Here is a 16,830-nt window from a genome sequence, read left to right as displayed (position 1 = left end):
CCGCCGCGCACAATAGCGCCATGTCACACACCCCGCCCAACCGCGCTTTGCCATGGCTGGAGCCTGGACAGGCCTTTCCGCCTGTGGAAACCGCGTGGAGCGCCGCCGACCCGGCACCCGGGCTGCTCGCCGCAGGCGGCGTGCTCGACCAGCCGACGCTGGTGGCAGCGTACTCGCGTGGCATCTTCCCCTGGTACAGCGCGGGTCAGCCCATCCTCTGGTGGAGCACCGACCCGCGCATGGTGCTCGAACCGTCCGCGTTCCGCCTGCACCGCTCGCTGCGAAAGACGCTCGTGCGCCTGCTGCGCGAAAACCGCCTTGAGGTACGCATCGATCAAGATTTCGAGCGCGTGATAAAGGCCTGCGCCCACACGCCACGCAATGGCCAGTCAGGCACCTGGATCCTGCCCGCCATGGTGGAAGCCTATGTCCGGCTGCACCAGGCGGGCCTGGTGCACAGCGTGGAAACGTGGCTGGATGGCGAACTCGCAGGCGGCCTGTATTGCGTCAACCTCGGCTCCATGGTGTTCGGTGAATCGATGTTCAGTCGTCGCAATGATGCATCCAAGATCGCCCTGGCCGGCCTCATTGCCTTCTGCCGCGCCCATGACCTGCCCTTGATCGACTGCCAGCAGAACACGGCCCACCTGGCATCGCAGGGCGGGCACCTGATGACCCGCGAAGACTTTTGCCGGCATGTGAGCATGGCCGTGCTGAATCCCGCACCAGTGTGGAAATTCCTGCCCGTATACTGGCAGAACCTCCTCTCTGAAGACGGTCCTCGCGCGTGACCCATCTCAAAGAACTTCCGCTGCAGGCGCTGCAGTTTTACGCCACAGCGCCCTACCCGTGCAGCTACCTGCCTGACCGCCAGGCCCGCTCGCAGGTGGCCACGCCCAGCCACCTGATCCACAACGACGCCTACTCGGATCTGGTCACGCACGGCTTTCGCCGCAGCGGCATGTTCACCTACCGTCCGTACTGCGATGGCTGCCACGCCTGCGTGCCGCTGCGCGTGCCCGTGGCGACGTTCTCCCCCAGCCGCAGTCAGCGCCGCTCAAAAGCGCAACATGGCATGCTCCAGACACGCGTGCTCAAGCTGTGTTTCATCCCGGAGCACTACCAGCTATACCTCCGGTACCAGAACAGCCGCCACGCAGGCGGTGGCATGGACCACGACAGCATCGACCAATACACGCAATTCCTGCTTCAGAGCCGTGTCAACTCACGCCTGGTGGAGTTTCACGAACCGGCCGCGCATGGGCGACCTTCGAAACTCAAGATGGTGTCAATCGTGGATGTACTCAACGACGGGCTGTCGGCGGTTTACACCTTCTACGAGCCTGAGGAGAAAGCAAGCTACGGTACCTACAGCGTGCTATGGCAGATTGATCAGGCCCGCGCACTGGAGCTGCCTCATGTGTATCTCGGCTACTGGATCGGCCAGAGCAGCAAGATGAGCTACAAGGCGGGGTTCCGTCCCCATGAGCTGCTTCACGATGGCAGATGGGTTGAATCCCGCCGGCGGCGGTGAGTTTGCGGCGCGCAGCGCCTGGGCTCTGATTTCATCTTGTAAAATCAGACGCTACCATTGCCACCCATGACCAAACGTTCCGAGTCTCTCCCCAGCACGCCGACCGTTCAGGTCATCGAGCGCATGTTCAATCTGCTGGAGGTGCTCGCATCGCGTGAAGAGCCAGTGTCGCTGAAGGACATCAGCGAAAAGACGGGCCTTCATCCGTCCACCGCGCACCGCATCCTCAACGACCTGACCATTGGCCGCTTTGTTGATCGCCCGGAAGCTGGCAGCTACCGCCTGGGCATGCGGCTGCTGGAACTGGGCAATCTGGTCAAGGCCCGCCTGAGCGTCAGGGATGCGGCCTTGCTCCCCATGCGTGAGCTGCACAAGCTGATCCAGCAGCCCGTCAATCTGAGCGTGCGCCAGGGCGATGAAATCGTGTACGTGGAGCGCGCCTACAGCGAGCGCTCGGGCATGCAGGTGGTGCGCGCCATCGGTGGACGCGCCCCTTTGCACCTGACCTCGGTGGGCAAACTCTTTCTGGCGGATGACGAACCTCAAAGGGTGCGCGCCTATGCCACACGCACCGGACTTGCGGGCAACACCCGCAACAGCCTGACCCAGTTGAGCACGCTGGAGCGTGAACTGTTGCAATGCCGCCAGGCCGGTCTGGCACGCGACAACGAAGAACTGGAAATGGGCGTGCGCTGCATGGCCGCCGGCATCTACGACGACCAGAGCAAACTGGTGGCGGGTTTGTCCATCTCCGCGCCGGCCGATCGCATTGACGAGAGCTGGGTACCCAAGCTGCGCTCGACAGCGGCGGAGATCTCCATGGCCCTGGGGTGTCCGAAGGTCCCCAACCCGTCCGCGGCACGCTGAACAAACCGACCGCGCTGTACACAAGAGAAAAGGCCCCGGTGGGGCCTTTTCTCTTGTGTACTTGTGTACAGCAGCCTTGTCAGCCCTGCGGCCTGACCGCAGGATGCGTGTCGGTCTGCACCTCCACCCAGCGCCGCACCCGTTCGGCATCCCGAAGGCGACTGAGCGTGCCCGCCGAGTCGAGGAAGACCATGATCAACTGGCGGCCCGCCACCTTGGCCTGCATGACGAGACAGCGCCCAGCCTCCGAGATGTAGCCCGTTTTCTGCAGACCGATATCCCATGACGGGTTCTTGACGAGGCGGTTGGAGTTGTTGTAGTGGAGGGTTCGGCGGCCCAGCTCCACTTCATATCCCGGCGAGGTGGACAGGCTGCGCAGGATCGGGCGCTCGTAAGCGACCGAGACCAGTGTGGCAAGGTCGCGTGCGCTCGACTGATTCTGGCTCGAAAGACCAGTCGGCTCCACGTAGCGGGTATCGGCCATGCCAAGCTCGTCGGCTTTGCGATTCATCAGGCGAACAAACTCGTCCAGCCCACCTGGGTGGGTACGCCCGAGCGCGTGCGCCGCCCGGTTTTCGCTGGACATCAGCGCCAGGTGCAACAGTTCACCGCGACTGAGCGTGCTGCCAACGGCCAACCGCGAACGGCTGCCCTTGTAGGTGTCCACGTCATCCCGGGTGATGGTGATCATCTCTTCCATGTCGAGATTGGCCTCGGCAATCACCAAACCCGTCATGAGCTTGGTCAGCGACGCGATCGGCAGCACGGCCGCATCGTTCTTGCTGAACAGCACTTCATTCGTTTCCTGATCGATCACCAGCGCCACGCTCGAGTTGAGATCAAGCGGATCGTCCATCGAGCGCAGACCCAGGCGCTCTCCGTTCGAGCGGCGCGGCTGTACGGCGGCATGCGCCACGGGGTTCTTGCGCACAGCCACCTTGTGCAGCGAGCCGGATTTGCCCGCCGCCATCTGCACCTTGACCCGGTTGGCGGTCCTGCGGGAAGCGCTGGCCGTCTTGCGCGTCGGGGTCTTGGCCACTTTGGATGGGGACTTGCGCGTCGACGCAACGCTGCGCTTGACCGAGGTCTTGGAGGCCACCGCCTTCTTTGTGGTTTTTCCAGTGGTTGCAGCTTCGACAGGAGCTGGCGTCAGGGACAACGTCACCCAGCAAGCAATGGCTGCCGTCAGCAGGAATTTGCGAAGGTGATTGACGCCGATGACCATGACTTCACTCCAGCAACAGGAATTGCGCAGGAGTGGAGTATAAGCACGCGGAAAAAAACTAGCAATATCAAAAGCTTGGGTAATTATCTTCAGTGATCGGTAGAACAGGCGCTACTTTTGGTGTCAATTCTGCGGATCAAGAAACAAAATACCGCAAGCCTTTGATTTAATTGAGTATTATCCTTGAGCAGCGACCCGGTCGGCTTTGCTGTGCAGCTTGTTCAGCGCACTCAGATAAGCCTTGGCCGACGCCACCACGATGTCCGGGTCCGCCCCCACGCCGTTGACCACACGCCCGCCGTGTTGCAGCCGCACCGTGACTTCACCCTGGCTCTCGGTCGATCCACTCGTGATGGCGTTGACCGAGTACAGCACCAGCTCGGCGCCACTCTTGACGTGGTTCTCGATCGCCTTTAGCGACGCGTCCACCGGGCCGTTGCCGTCGCTTTCGCCCTGGATTTCCTTGCCCTCCACGGTGAACACCACACTGGCATGCGGCCGTTCGCCGGTTTCGCTGCGCTGCTTGAGCGACACGAGGCCGTACTGTTCCTTCTCGGCAGTCACGCTCTCGTCGCTGCACAGGGCGAGGATGTCCTCGTCGAAGATTTCGCTCTTGCGGTCGGCCAGCTCCTTGAACGCGGCAAACGCGGTGTTGATCTCGCTCTCGGACTCCATCTCGATGCCCAGATCCTGCAGGCGTTGCTTGAAGGCATTGCGCCCACTGAGTTTGCCCAGCACGATCTTGTTGGCACTCCAGCCCACATCCTCTGCCCGCATGATTTCGTAGGTGTCGCGCGCCTTGAGCACACCATCCTGGTGAATGCCGCTGGCGTGAGCAAATGCGTTGGCGCCCACCACGGCCTTGTTGGGTTGCACGACGAAACCCGTGGTCTGACTGACCATGCGGCTGGCCGGCACGATCTGCGTCGCGTCCACGCCGATGTCGAGGCCGAAGTAGTCACGCCGAGTGCGCACCGCCATCACGATCTCTTCGAGTGAACAGTTGCCCGCACGCTCACCCAGCCCGTTGATGGTGCATTCGACCTGGCGTGCGCCGCCGATCTTCACCCCCGCAAGCGAGTTCGCCACGGCCATCCCCAGGTCATTGTGGCAATGCACCGACCAGATCGCCTTGTCGGCGTTGGGCACGCGCTCGCGCAGGTTGCGGATGAACTCTCCGTACAACTCGGGTATGGCGTAGCCCACCGTGTCAGGAATGTTGAGTGTCGTCGCCCCTTCCTTGATCACGGCCTCCAGAACGCGGCAGAGGAAATCCGGATCGCTCCGGTAGCCGTCTTCCGGACTGAACTCGATGTCGTCGACCAGATTGCGCGCGAAGCGCACCGACTGCACTGCCTGCTCCAGCACCTGCTCGGGCGTCATGCGCAGCTTCTTCTCCATGTGCAGTGCACTGGTGGCAATGAAGGTATGGATGCGGGCGCGCTGAGCCCCTTTGAGCGCCTCGGCCGCGCGCGCGATGTCGCGGTCGTTGGCGCGTGCCAGCGAACACACCGTGGAGTCCTTGATGGTGTTGGCGATGGCCTGCACGCAGTCGAAGTCGCCGTTGGAGCTGGCGGCAAACCCGGCCTCGATGACGTCCACCTTCAGACGTTCGAGCTGGCGCGCAATGCGCAGTTTCTCGTCCTTCGTCATGGAGGCACCGGGAGATTGCTCGCCGTCGCGCAAGGTGGTGTCAAAAATGATCAGTTTGTCGCTCATCTCAATGCTCCGATGAATCGCCTCGTGGGCAAAGCTTCAAAAAAACCTGCAGTTCCAGAAGCAAAAACGGCCCGCTGCAGGTGCAAACGGGCCGTTTTTGGGAAATCGCTCGCGCGCTACCAGACCTGCCCGTGGTGGACACCCAGTAGTAGCGAGAGGGAAATCTGGAACATGGATCGCAATGTAGCACAAAGCCGGTGGACAGGCCTGAAGACGCGCCAGCCCCGGCGAGTCGTCTCTGCGAATCAGTCGTCGCTGTGCAGGCCGCGCTCGTCGGGCTCGTCGGTGGATGTGCTGATCACGCTGGTGGGGCGTCCTTTGGCCTTGCGCCAGCAGTAAACCGCATAGCCTGAGAGCCCATACACAACGAACAGCGCGAACAGCACCGTGGGTGGGTGAATGTTGATCACGGCGATGCCCAACGCCACCAGCACGATTGCGGCGAAAGGCACGCTCCTCTTCAGGCTCAGGTCCTTGAAGCTGTAGAAGGGTACATTGGTCACCATGGTCAGACCGGTATATAGGGTGATGACGAACATCGGCCAGGTGACATCCTGCGGGCGAATGCCGAGTTCGGTCATGAGCCAGATGAAGCCGGCGACCAGCGCGGCAGCAGCCGGCGATGGCAGGCCCTGGAAATAGCGCTTGTCCACCACAGCGGTATTCACGTTGAAGCGCGCCAGTCTCAGCGCCGCGCAGGCACAGTACACGAAGGCCGCAATCCAGCCCCAGCGGCCGATGTCGCGCAACGCCCATTCGTAGGCGATGAGCGCTGGCGCCGCGCCAAAGGAAACCATGTCGGACAGCGAGTCCATCTGTTCGCCGAAGGCGCTTTGGGTGTTGGTGAGACGGGCCACACGCCCATCCAGGCTGTCGAGGACCATGGCCACGAAAATGCCCAGGGTTGCCAGATCGTAGCGCCCGTTCATGGCCATGACCACCGAATAGAAACCACCGAACAGAGCCGCAAGCGTGATCATGTTCGGCACCATGTAGATGCCCTTGGGCCGCTTGGGGCGCTCCTGATCCTGCGTCATGTGGGGGTCGGTTCCATCGTGCATGAAGGCCTTTCTTTTCTGTCGTATCACGGGCCGTCGGCCGCTGCGCCAGCTGTCCTGCGCAGAGTGTCCCAGTGTAAGGCAGGGATCGCGAGGTGAAAAACGGCAGAGGCCACCGAAGTGGCCTCTGTCATGGCTGCGCCGGGTGCCGCAACAATCAGTTTCGCGTCTGGTCCACCAGTTTGTTCTTTGCGATCCACGGCATCATCGCGCGCAGTTGCGCTCCCACCACCTCGATGCTGTGATCGGCCGTGTTGCGGCGGCGAGCGGTCATGCTCGGGTAGTTGGTGCGACCCTCGGCAATGAACATCTTCGCGTACTCGCCGTTCTGGATGCGCTTGAGCGCGTTGCGCATGGCCACGCGCGACTGCTCGTTGATGACCTCGGGGCCGGTCACATACTCACCGTACTCGGCGTTGTTCGAGATCGAGTAGTTCATGTTGGCGATCCCGCCTTCGTAGATCAGGTCCACAATGAGCTTGAGTTCGTGCAGGCACTCGAAGTAGGCCATCTCGGGCGCGTAACCGGCTTCCACCAGCGTCTCGTAGCCCATCTTGATCAGCTCGACCGCGCCGCCGCAAAGAACGGCCTGCTCACCGAACAGGTCGGTCTCGGTCTCTTCCTTGAAGTTGGTTTCGATGATGCCGGCCTTGCCTCCACCGTTGGCCATTGCATAGCTCAGCGCCAGGTCGCGGGCCTTGCCGCTCTTGTCCTGGTGCACGGCCACGAGGTGGGGCACGCCTCCGCCCTGGGTGTAGGTATTGCGCACGGTATGGCCAGGCGCCTTGGGGGCCACCATCCACACGTCCAGATCGGCGCGCGGCACGACCTGGTTGTAGTGCACGTTGAAGCCGTGCGCGAACGCGAGCGAGCCACCCTGTTTGATGTTGGGCTCGACATTGTTCTTGTACACCTCGGCAATCTGTTCGTCGGGCAGGAGGATCATGACCACGTCTGCAGCTTTGACTGCGTCGTTGACTTCCATGACGTTCAGGCCAGCCTTGCCGACCTTGTCCCAGGACGCGCCACCCTTGCGCAGGCCCACCACGACCTTGACGCCGCTGTCGTTGAGGTTCTGGGCGTGCGCGTGACCCTGGCTGCCATAGCCAATGATGGCCACGGTCTTGCCCTTGATCAGGGACAGGTCACAGTCTTTGTCGTAGAAAACTTTCATGTTGGCTCCAGGTTGAATGCGTGGTTGCGTAGTTGATTGGTTTGATCGGAAAACGAAGGATTGTCTTACACCCTGAGAATGCGTTCGCCACGGCCGATGCCGCTGGCGCCGGTACGTACCGTCTCCAGAATGGCCGAGCGGTCGATCGCCACCAGGAAAGCATCGTTCTTGCCTTGGTCACCCGTGAGTTCGATGGTGTAGCTCTTTTCGGTCACGTCGATGATGCGGCCGCGGAAGATGTCGGCCATGCGCTTCATTTCCTCGCGCTCCTTGCCCACCGCGCGCACCTTCACCATCATGAGCTCGCGCTCGGTGTAGGAACCCTCCGTGAGATCGACCACCTTGACCACCTCGATCAGGCGGTTGAGGTGCTTGGTGATCTGCTCGATGACATCGTCCGACCCCGTGGTCTGGATCGTCATGCGGGACAAGCTCGGGTCCTCGGTGGGCGCCACCGTGAGCGATTCGATGTTGTAGCCCCGGGCTGAGAACAGCCCGACCACGCGGGACAGCGCCCCGGGTTCGTTTTCCAGCAGGACAGCAATGATGTGTTTCATGTTCGATTCCTCTTTTCACCGCCCTCCCCTGCGCACGGTAATGCACAGGCTTGGCAAGCAATAGATTCGTCTAAAGGGATGAAGCAGTGAACCGCGTCCACCGCTTCGCTTGGGTCTTTACAGGTCTTCGGAACCCAGCAGCATCTCGGTGATGCCCTTGCCAGCCTTGACCATGGGGAACACGTTCTCCGTCGGATCGGTGCGGAAGTCCATGAACACGGTGCGGTCCTTGAGCTTGCGCGCCTCGCGAAGAGCGCCTTCCACGTCCTGCGGTCGTTCGATCAGCATGCCGACATGGCCATAGGCCTCGGCGAGCTTCACGAAGTTGGGCAGTGCGTCCATGTAGCTGTGGCTATAGCGTCCTTCGTAGTCGATCTCCTGCCACTGCCGCACCATGCCGAGGTAGCGGTTGTTCAACGCCATGATCTTGATCGGCGTGTTGTACTGGAGGCAGGTGGAGAGCTCCTGGATGCACATCTGCACCGAACCCTCGCCAGTGACGCAGAACACCTCGCTCTCGGGCTTGGCCAGCTTGATGCCCATGGCATAAGGAATGCCCACGCCCATGGTGCCCAGACCGCCGGAGTTGATCCAGCGTCGCGGCTCGTTGAAACGGTAGTACTGCGCCGCCCACATCTGGTGCTGGCCGACGTCGGACGTGACATAGGCGTCCGAGTCTCTGGTCATGTTCCACAGCGTCTCGATCACGTACTGCGGCTTGATCACGTCGGTGTTGTCGCGGTCGTACTTCAGACAGTCGCGCGAGCGCCAGGCCTCGATGGTCTTCCACCATTCCGCGAGGGCCTTCTCGTCGGCGCGCGCAGCGCTCTCACGCACCATGTTGATCAGTTCGGTCAGCACATCCTTGACATCGCCCACGATGGGCACGTCGACCTTGACTCGCTTGGAAATGCTCGACGGATCGATGTCGATGTGGATGATCTTGCGCTCGTTCTGAGCAAAGTGCTTGGGATTGCCGATCACCCGGTCGTCGAAGCGCGCGCCCACGGCCAGCAGCACGTCGCAGTTCTGCATGGCGTTGTTGGCTTCAATCGTGCCGTGCATGCCCAGCATGCCGAGGAACTTGCGGTCCGTCGCGGGGTATGCGCCCAGGCCCATGAGCGTGTTGGTAACCGGGTAACCCAGCATGTCCACCAGGGTGCGCAACTCGTTCGTGGCGTTGCCCAGCAGCACGCCACCACCGGTATAGATGTAGGGACGCTTGGCCGCCAGCAGCAACTGCAACGCCTTGCGGATCTGGCCGCCATGCCCCTTGCGCACCGGGTTGTACGAGCGCATCTCCACCGTCTCGGGGTAGCCGTTGTAAGGCACCTTGTTGAATGACACGTCCTTGGGAATGTCCACCACCACCGGTCCTGGGCGGCCGCTGCGGGCGATGTGAAAGGCCTTCTTCATGACCATCGCCATGTCGCGCGCATCCTTGACCAGGAAGTTGTGCTTGACGATGGGTCGCGTGATGCCGACGGTGTCGCACTCCTGGAAGGCGTCCAGGCCAATGGCGGCCGTGGGCACCTGGCCGGTGATGATCACCATCGGGATGCTGTCCATATAGGCGGTGGCGATGCCGGTGACGGCGTTGGTCACGCCCGGGCCGGAAGTGACGAGCGCCACACCCACGTCGCCGGTTGCGCGTGCATAGCCGTCGGCCGCGTGCACGGCGGCCTGCTCGTGACGCACCAGCACATGCTGGATGGTGTCCTGCTTGTAGAAAGCGTCGTAGATGTGCAGTACGGCACCACCGGGATAACCCCAGATGTACTTCACACCCTCGGCCTGGAGGGCCTTGACGAGGATTTCTGCGCCGCGGAGGTCTTGAGGGGCTGCGCCAGTGGCGGCGGCAGCCGAGGCCAGTTCGGCCTTGCTGATTTCCATGATGAACCTTTCGAGAATTTCTCTGACGAAAAACCTTGGGTGCCTCTAGACCATCTCTTGTGGAGCGGTGTCGAGACTTGAGACCAATGGACATGAGCGGGCACATACCCCGCCGGACCCTGATCCGTTTGCCTTGTTTTGAACTGCAGCGCGCATTATCGCACTGCAACACGGGTTTTCCAGCCACCCGGTCCGCGAACGACTTCAAAAAGGCGAAGTCCCCATCGGCAATGCGACAATTCGAGCCTTTCGCGACCGCTGCCCTTCCCTTGCCCCGCCCCCATGTCCGCCTCCCTGCCGACCTCGACATCCCCCTCCTCCAGCCCTGAGCGCGGCACCCACCTGGTTGCGCCCTCCCTGCGCCGCCGCATGGCCTGCTGGCTCTACGAGGGCATGCTGATGTTCGGCGTGGTGTTCATCGCGGGCTACCTGTTTTCCACCCTGACACAGACCCGCCATGCCCTGGACAACCGGCATGCGCAGCAGGCCTTCCTTTTCATTGTGTTCGGCGTCTACTTCACCTGGTTCTGGGCCAAGGGGCAGACCCTGGCCATGAAGACCTGGCACATCCGCGTGGTGGACCGCAAGGGACAGCCACTGACCCAGCCGCGTGCGCTGCTGCGCTATCTGTTGTCGTGGCTCTGGCTGCTGCCGCCACTGGCGGTTTCCGGCGCAATGGCCCTGCCCGGCGGCGAGCTGGCCGTGCTGCTGATCGGCTGGGTCCTGATCTGGGCGCTGCTCTCGCGCTTCCACCCCCAGCGCCAGTTCCTGCACGATGCGCTGGCTGGCACACGGCTCGTGCACCACATCCCGCCGCCAGGGCCGGCGCGCACAAGGCCATGAGCGAACCAGGCCTCCAGGAACCCGTCGACGCGCAAAAGCGCCGCACCGGTCTGTCGCGCCTTGTGCACGCCTTCGGCTATTCACTGGCAGGCCTGCGGGCGGGCTGGGGCGAGACCGCATTTCGCCAGGAGGCACTGGCTGCGCTGGTGCTGGTCCCTGCCGGCTTCTGGCTCGGACGCAACTGGGTCGAAACCGCCTTGCTTTGTGCCTCGGTGGTGCTCGTGATGGTGGTGGAGTTGCTCAACACCGGCATCGAAACCGCCATCGACCGCATCGGCCCGGAATGGCATGACCTGTCCAAACGCGCCAAGGACATGGGCAGTGCCGCCGTGTTGCTCAGCCTGCTGCTGTGCGCCGGCATCTGGCTGGCCGCAATCTGGGCGCGCTGGGCGTGAGCCACCCGGTTTTCCATTCCTTCCCCGACACCATGACCTCACCCGCCTTTTCGCTCTGCGTGTACTGCGGCTCGCGCCCGGGCGCCGATGCCGCTTTCATCGACACCGCCCGGGCCGTGGGCGAATGGATCGGCAACCGGGGCGGCCAACTCGTCTATGGTGGCGGCCGCAACGGCCTCATGGGTGTGGTCGCCGAAGCCACCCTGGCTGCGGGCGGGCGCGTCGTGGGCATCATCCCCAGGGCGCTGGTTGAGAAGGAATGGGCCCACAACGGCTGTACCGAACTGCACGTGGTCGACACCATGCACGAGCGCAAGCGCATGATGGCGGAGCGGGCCGATGCGTTTCTGGCGCTGCCCGGTGGCATCGGTACCTTCGAGGAGTTCTTTGAAGTCTGGACCTGGCGCCAGCTCGGCTACCACGACAAGCCCGTGGGCCTGCTCAACGCGGGTGGCTACTACGATGGCTTGATGGCATTCCTACGCACCGGCGTGGAGCAGGCCTTCATGAGCGAATGGCAGATGGACCTGATCCGGGTCGGCACCGATGCCGAGGCCCTGCTGCCCGAACTGGTGCAGGCGGCGGGTCTGGCACCCGCCGACCGCCTGGAAGCGATCTGAGACTCAGACGGCGGTTTCGTCCTCTTCGCCGGTGCGGATGCGCACCACACGCTCGACCGGGGTGACGAAGATCTTGCCGTCACCGATCTTGCCCGTGCGCGCCGCCCGGATGATGGCGTCGACACAGCGCTCGACATCGTCCGAATTCACCACCACCTCGATCTTGACCTTGGGCAGGAAGTCCACCACGTACTCGGCACCGCGGTAGAGCTCGGTATGGCCCTTCTGGCGACCAAAGCCCTTCACCTCGGTCACGGTCAGGCCGGTCACACCCTGCTCGGCCAGCGCCTCGCGCACCTCTTCCAGCTTGAAAGGCTTGATGACGGCGGTGATCTGCTTCATGCGATGTCTCCAGGACGTGGCTTTGGAAAGGGGTTTGCGTTTCAGTTTCATTATGCCCAAGCCCTTGCGCGCTGTTCGTACACTGCGCCATTCAACTCGCGCCACCCCACATGCCCTCACACGCGCTGCCCCACCACGTTCCCATCACCGTCGCCTGCCGCGGCGGCCACCCCGAGAACATCCACCACGGCTCGTTCGCCGTGGTGGATGCACAAGGCCGCCTGCTGGCAAGCGTGGGCGACGTGGAGGCGCCGCTGTTCACCCGCTCCTCGCTCAAGCCCTTCCAGGCCATGCCCTTGATCGCGCACGCGGCGGATTGCTATGGACTGAGCGACGCCGACGTGGCGCTGCTGTGCGCGAGCCACAGCGGCGAACCGATGCACGTGGAGCGCGTGGCCGCCTTGCTCGCGAAGATCGGCGCCGGCGAAGCGAATCTGGCCTGCGGAAGCCATGTGCCCTTCTTCTTCGGCGCCACTGGCGCCACGCCCGAGCCAGGGGCGCGGTTCAACCGCCTGCACCACAACTGCTCGGGAAAACACACCGGCATGTTGCTGCTGGCCCATGCGCTGGGTGTGCCGCAGGCGGGCTACCTCGACCTCCACCACCCGGTGCAACAGAAGATCGTCGCGAGCGTGAGCCATTTTTCGGGTGTACCGATCGACCAACTCGTCCGTGGCACCGACGGCTGCAGTGCGCCCAACTACGCGCTGCCCTTGCGCGCGCTGGCGCACGCCTTCGCCCGGCTCACGCTGCAGAAACCCGACCCGGTCTATGGTCGCGCGCCCCAGCGCATTGCGCGCGCCATGAGCGCGCACCCGGAGCTGGTGAGTGGCCAGGGGCGCAACGACCTCGCGCTGATGCGCGCAGGCCGCGGCGACTGGGTGAGCAAGGTGGGCGCCGATGGCGTGCAGGTGCTCGCGAGCTTCAGCCGTGGGGTTGGCATCGCCGCCAAGGTGAGCGACGGACTGCTGCCGCCCTTGATGGTGGCCTTCGTGTCGGCGCTGGAGCAACTCGACTGGCTCGGCGATCAGGCCCGCGCGGATCTGGCGACCCTGATCCCACCACCGCTCAAGAACGCCGCTGGCATCGAGGTAGGCGAGATGCGCGCGGTGCTGACGCTACAGCGGGTTTAAGCGCGGTACTTGCTCGTGATCGGATAGCGCCAGTCCTTGCCGAAGCTGCGGTGGGTCACGCGGATGCCCACTGGCGCCTGGCGGCGCTTGTACTCGTTGATGCGGATCAGGCGCACCACCTTGTCCACGTCGGCGCGTTCGAACCCGGCCGCCACCAGGCTCTCAGGGCTCTGGTCGTTCTCCATGTAGCGCTCGATGATGGCGTCGAGCACTTCGTAGGCGGGCAGGCTGTCCTGGTCCTTCTGGTCCGGGCGGAGTTCAGCGCTGGGTGGGCGCGTGATGATGCGCTCGGGGATCGGGCTGGAACCTGTGCCGTAGGGGTCGTGCGCATTGCGCCAGCGCGCGAGCTTGAAGACCATGGTCTTGGCCACGTCCTTAATGACCGCGAAGCCACCCGCCATGTCGCCATACAGCGTGCAATAGCCCGTGGCCATCTCGCTCTTGTTGCCGGTGGTCAGCACGATGCTGCCGAACTTGTTGGACAGCGCCATGAGCAGCGTGCCGCGAATGCGCGCCTGCAGGTTCTCTTCCGTCGTGTCTTCGGGCAGACCGGCAAACTCACCCGCCAGGCTGGCCTTGAAGGCCTCGAACTGCGGCGCGATGGCGATCTCGTCGTAGCGCACGCCCAGCCGCGCGGCCATGTCGCGCGCGTCGATCCAGGAGATATCGGCCGTGTAGGGTGACGGCATCATCACCGTGCGCACACGGTCCTTGCCCAGCGCATCGACGGCGATGGCCAGCACCAGCGCCGAGTCGATGCCGCCGGACAGGCCCAGGATCGCTCCCGGAAAGCCGTTCTTGCCCAGGTAGTCACGCACGCCCAGCACCAGCGCGTGCCACAGATCGGCCTCGGGGCTGTGGGCGCGGTCGGTACCGGCCGTGATCTGCCAGCCCGATTCCTGCCGCACAAAGCAGGCGTCGAACAGGGTCTCCTCGAAACTCACCGCGCGCCCGGCCAGCGTGCCATCGGCCGCCAGCACGAAGCTGCGGCCCTCGAACACGATTTCGTCCTGCCCACCCACCAGATGGGCATAGACCAGAGGCAGGCCGGTGGCTTGGACGCGCTGGCGCATGGTGGCCTCGCGCTCGCCACCCTTGCCGGCGTGGAAGGGCGACGCGTTGATGACCACCAGCAGCTCAGCCCCCGCGGCGCTGGCCTCGGCCGCCGGTGTGTCGAACCAGGCGTCTTCGCAAATCAGCAGGCCCACGCGCACACCACCCACATCGATCACGCCGGGCGCATCGCCGGGTACGAAGTAGCGGCGCTCATCGAATACCTGGTAGTTGGGCAGCTCGCGCTTGGCATAGGTGTAGATCACATGGCCTTCGTGCACCACGCTCGCCGCGTTGTGCAGCCGCGCCACCGCCACGCTGCGATCACGCCGTTCGACCACGGTGGCCGCGGTGCGCGCCGGGTGTCCCACCACGATGTGCAGGCCTTTGAGGTGGGCCGTGCCGTCCTGCACCACTTTCACGGCATCATCGCAGGCGTCGATGAACGCTGGTCGCAGGAACAGATCTTCGGCGGCGTAGCCGCAGATGGCGAGTTCGGGTGTGAGCAGCAGCCGCACACCACGCGCATGGGCCTGTGTGGCGGCATCGATGATCTTCCGGGCATTGCCCGCCATGTCGCCCACCACGAAATTGAGCTGGGCGACACAAATGGAAAGCGTCATGGGGTCTGGAAACCTTGCAGGAAAGGCCACGCCGCTGCGGCGGGCAGGAGCTGTTCTTGTCTGAAATCGATTATGTCACCCGGGTCCTGAACTCACCGCTGGAGGTGTCCGCTGCGGCATGGAACGCGCTGCTCACGCGTGAGTCGGACCCGAGCCCCTTCATGCGCCACGAGTACCTGACTGCGCTGCACGCGAGTGGCAGTGCCTGCCCGCCAGCGGGCTGGCAGGCGCAGTTCGTGACGCTGTGGCGCGGCGACGAGTTGCACGCGGCCTGCCCGATGTACCTGAAGAACCACTCGTATGGCGAGTACGTGTTCGACTGGGCCTGGGCCAATGCCTACGCGCAGCACGGACTGGACTACTACCCCAAGGCTCTGGTGGCCGTGCCCTTTACACCGGTCCCTGGTGCACGTCTGCTGGCACGCGACGACGCGGCGCGCGCCGCCCTGGTGCAGGCGCTCGTGGCGCATACGCGCGAGGAAGGCCTTTCATCCCTGCATCTGCTGTTCGCGCAGCCACAGGACCTCGCCGCCTGCAAGGCGGCCGGCATGATGCTGCGTCACACGGTGCAGTTCCACTGGATGAACGAGGACCCGACCGGTGCGCCGTTCGTGGACTTCGACCACTTCCTCGCGAGCCTGCAACAGGAGAAGCGCAAAAAGATCCGCCAGGAGCGCCGCAAGGTGCACGACGCAGGGGTCGCGTTCCGATGGTCGCGCGGCGACGACATTGCCAGTGTGGACTGGGACTTCTTCTACCGCTGCTACGAACGCACCTACCTCGAGCACGGCAACGCGCCCTACCTGAACCGCGACTTCTTCCAGCGCATGGCGCGGTCCATGCCGCAGCACTGGCTGCTGTTCGTCGCCGAGCGTGGCGGCCGCCCCATCGCCAGCAGCCTCATCGCCATCGATGATGGCGCGCGGGTCGCCTACGGCCGCTACTGGGGCGCCCTGGAGCGCGTGGACTGCCTGCATTTCGAGGCCTGCTACTACCAGCCGCTGGACTGGTGCATCGCGCACGGATTCAGCCGGTTCGAAGGCGGAGCCCAGGGCGAGCACAAGATGGCGCGCGCCCTGCTGCCGGTGAAGACCAGCAGCGTGCACTGGCTGGCCCATCCGGCGTTCGCCGAGGCCGTCGAACGCTTCCTGCAGCGGGAGGGCGAAGGCGTTGGTGACTATCTGGAGCACCTGGCCCTGCGCAACCCCCTGAAGACCGCCACACCAGAAAGCTGATCAGGCCTTGCCGGTCTTCTCGTAGTTGGCGATGCCGTCCAGGATTTCACGGTGGGCGGCTTCCTTGCCCTCCCAACCCAGCACCTTGACCCACTTGCCGGGCTCGAGGTCCTTGTAGTGCTCGAAGAAGTGCTGGATGGTGTTCAGGCGCATCGGGTTGAGGTCTTCGGGCTTCTGCCACTGGGTGTAGATCGACAGGATCTTGTCGATCGGCACAGCCAGCACCTTGCCGTCCTCGCCGGCCTCGTCCTGCATCTTGAGGATGCCGATGGCACGGCAGGGCACGACCACACCAGGGATCAGCGGCACGGGCGTGATCACCAGCACGTCCACCGGGTCGCCGTCGCCCGAGATCGTCTTGGGCACGTAACCGTAGTTGGTCGGGTAGTGCATCGCGGTGCTCATGAAGCGGTCCACGAAGATCGCACCGGTTTCCTTGTCCACCTCGTACTTGATCGGGTCCGCGTTCATCGGGATTTCAATGATGACGTTGAACGAATCGGGAACGTTTTTTCCAGGGGTGACGTTGTCGAGTGACATGTTGATCAGGGAGGTTGGT

Annotated in this window: 17 protein-coding genes; 8 read left to right on the top strand and 9 right to left on the bottom strand. The window is 63.6% G+C overall.

What is annotated here, in order from left to right; translation table 11 throughout:
• Nucleotides 1-20 precede the first annotated feature (20 nt).
• From aat to K5880_RS01935, 3 genes are all read left to right on the top strand, one after another.
• On the top strand, nt 21-791 hold the full coding sequence (aat, locus tag K5880_RS01945; protein WP_297648013.1) for a leucyl/phenylalanyl-tRNA--protein transferase: 771 nt from the start codon (nt 21-23) through the stop codon (nt 789-791).
• Complete coding sequence (locus K5880_RS01940) at nt 788-1,534, top strand: arginyltransferase (RefSeq protein WP_297648010.1); 747 nt, start codon at nt 788-790, stop codon at nt 1,532-1,534. Before aat ends, K5880_RS01940 begins: the two co-directional genes overlap by 4 nt.
• A 66-nt stretch (nt 1,535-1,600) precedes the next feature.
• Nucleotides 1,601-2,401 (top strand): IclR family transcriptional regulator, encoded by an 801-nt coding sequence (locus K5880_RS01935; RefSeq protein ID WP_297648007.1) that lies wholly within the window; start codon nt 1,601-1,603, stop codon nt 2,399-2,401.
• Nucleotides 2,402-2,480: 79 nt separating this feature from the next.
• Here the strand turns inward: K5880_RS01935 and K5880_RS01930 are convergent, their stop codons facing one another.
• The 6 genes from K5880_RS01930 to K5880_RS01905 all read right to left on the bottom strand — a co-directional run bounded on the left by K5880_RS01930 (nt 2,481) and on the right by K5880_RS01905 (nt 10,027).
• Nucleotides 2,481-3,626, bottom strand: a complete 1,146-nt coding sequence (locus K5880_RS01930) for a serine hydrolase (RefSeq protein WP_297648004.1) — start codon at nt 3,624-3,626, stop codon at nt 2,481-2,483.
• Nucleotides 3,627-3,803: 177 nt separating this feature from the next.
• Nucleotides 3,804-5,345, bottom strand: a complete 1,542-nt coding sequence (locus K5880_RS01925; RefSeq protein WP_297648001.1) for a 2-isopropylmalate synthase — start codon at nt 5,343-5,345, stop codon at nt 3,804-3,806.
• Between the two features lie 245 nt (nt 5,346-5,590).
• The gene (gene pssA / locus K5880_RS01920) at nt 5,591-6,406 is read right to left on the bottom strand and encodes a CDP-diacylglycerol--serine O-phosphatidyltransferase (protein ID WP_297647998.1); all 816 of its coding nucleotides are present in this window, start codon (nt 6,404-6,406) and stop codon (nt 5,591-5,593) included.
• Between the two features lie 154 nt (nt 6,407-6,560).
• Entirely contained in the window at nt 6,561-7,577 is a 1,017-nt protein-coding gene (gene ilvC, locus K5880_RS01915) for a ketol-acid reductoisomerase (protein WP_297647995.1), read from the bottom strand.
• A 65-nt stretch (nt 7,578-7,642) separates the two neighbouring features.
• Entirely contained in the window at nt 7,643-8,134 is a 492-nt protein-coding gene (gene ilvN / locus K5880_RS01910) for an acetolactate synthase small subunit (RefSeq protein ID WP_297647992.1), read from the bottom strand.
• Nucleotides 8,135-8,251: 117 nt separating this feature from the next.
• A complete protein-coding gene (locus K5880_RS01905; protein ID WP_297647989.1) occupies nt 8,252-10,027 on the bottom strand; it encodes an acetolactate synthase 3 catalytic subunit in 1,776 nt (591 codons plus the stop codon).
• Between the two features lie 282 nt (nt 10,028-10,309).
• On the opposite strand from K5880_RS01905, the gene K5880_RS01900 reads away from it, so the two are divergent.
• The 3 genes from K5880_RS01900 to K5880_RS01890 are packed head-to-tail and all read left to right on the top strand — an operon-like array spanning nt 10,310 to nt 11,885.
• Nucleotides 10,310-10,870: an RDD family protein gene (locus K5880_RS01900; RefSeq protein WP_297647986.1), complete on the top strand. Its 561-nt coding sequence runs from the start codon at nt 10,310-10,312 to the stop codon at nt 10,868-10,870.
• Nucleotides 10,867-11,265, top strand: coding sequence for a diacylglycerol kinase (locus K5880_RS01895; protein ID WP_297647983.1), 399 nt, complete (start codon nt 10,867-10,869; stop codon nt 11,263-11,265). The genes K5880_RS01900 and K5880_RS01895 overlap by 4 nt, the downstream gene beginning before the upstream one ends.
• Before the next feature lie 32 nt (nt 11,266-11,297).
• Nucleotides 11,298-11,885 (top strand): TIGR00730 family Rossman fold protein, encoded by a 588-nt coding sequence (locus K5880_RS01890; protein WP_297647981.1) that lies wholly within the window; start codon nt 11,298-11,300, stop codon nt 11,883-11,885.
• 3 nt (nt 11,886-11,888) lie between these two features.
• Here the strand turns inward: K5880_RS01890 and K5880_RS01885 are convergent, their stop codons facing one another.
• Entirely contained in the window at nt 11,889-12,227 is a 339-nt protein-coding gene (locus tag K5880_RS01885; RefSeq protein ID WP_297647978.1) for a P-II family nitrogen regulator, read from the bottom strand.
• A gap of 110 nt (nt 12,228-12,337) precedes the next feature.
• Between K5880_RS01885 and K5880_RS01880 the strand changes: the two genes are divergently transcribed.
• Entirely contained in the window at nt 12,338-13,360 is a 1,023-nt protein-coding gene (locus K5880_RS01880) for an asparaginase (protein ID WP_297647975.1), read from the top strand.
• Here the strand turns inward: K5880_RS01880 and K5880_RS01875 are convergent.
• Nucleotides 13,357-15,036 (bottom strand): NAD+ synthase, encoded by a 1,680-nt coding sequence (locus K5880_RS01875; protein ID WP_297647972.1) that lies wholly within the window; start codon nt 15,034-15,036, stop codon nt 13,357-13,359. The two genes, K5880_RS01880 and K5880_RS01875, sit on opposite strands and share 4 nt — an antisense overlap.
• A gap of 56 nt (nt 15,037-15,092) precedes the next feature.
• Between K5880_RS01875 and K5880_RS01870 the strand changes: the two genes are divergently transcribed.
• Entirely contained in the window at nt 15,093-16,271 is a 1,179-nt protein-coding gene (locus tag K5880_RS01870; RefSeq protein ID WP_297647969.1) for a GNAT family N-acetyltransferase, read from the top strand.
• Here the strand turns inward: K5880_RS01870 and ppa are convergent, their stop codons facing one another.
• Nucleotides 16,272-16,811, bottom strand: a complete 540-nt coding sequence (gene ppa / locus K5880_RS01865) for an inorganic diphosphatase (protein ID WP_297647966.1) — start codon at nt 16,809-16,811, stop codon at nt 16,272-16,274.
• Nucleotides 16,812-16,830: the final 19 nt, after the last annotated feature.

Source organism: Hydrogenophaga sp., assembly GCF_025699295.1.
In the GTDB taxonomy this organism is placed as follows: Bacteria; Pseudomonadota; Gammaproteobacteria; order Burkholderiales; family Burkholderiaceae_C; genus Hydrogenophaga.
The sequence above is the reverse complement of the archived record's forward strand: the minus strand, read 5'-3'. Positions and strand labels throughout refer to the sequence as shown.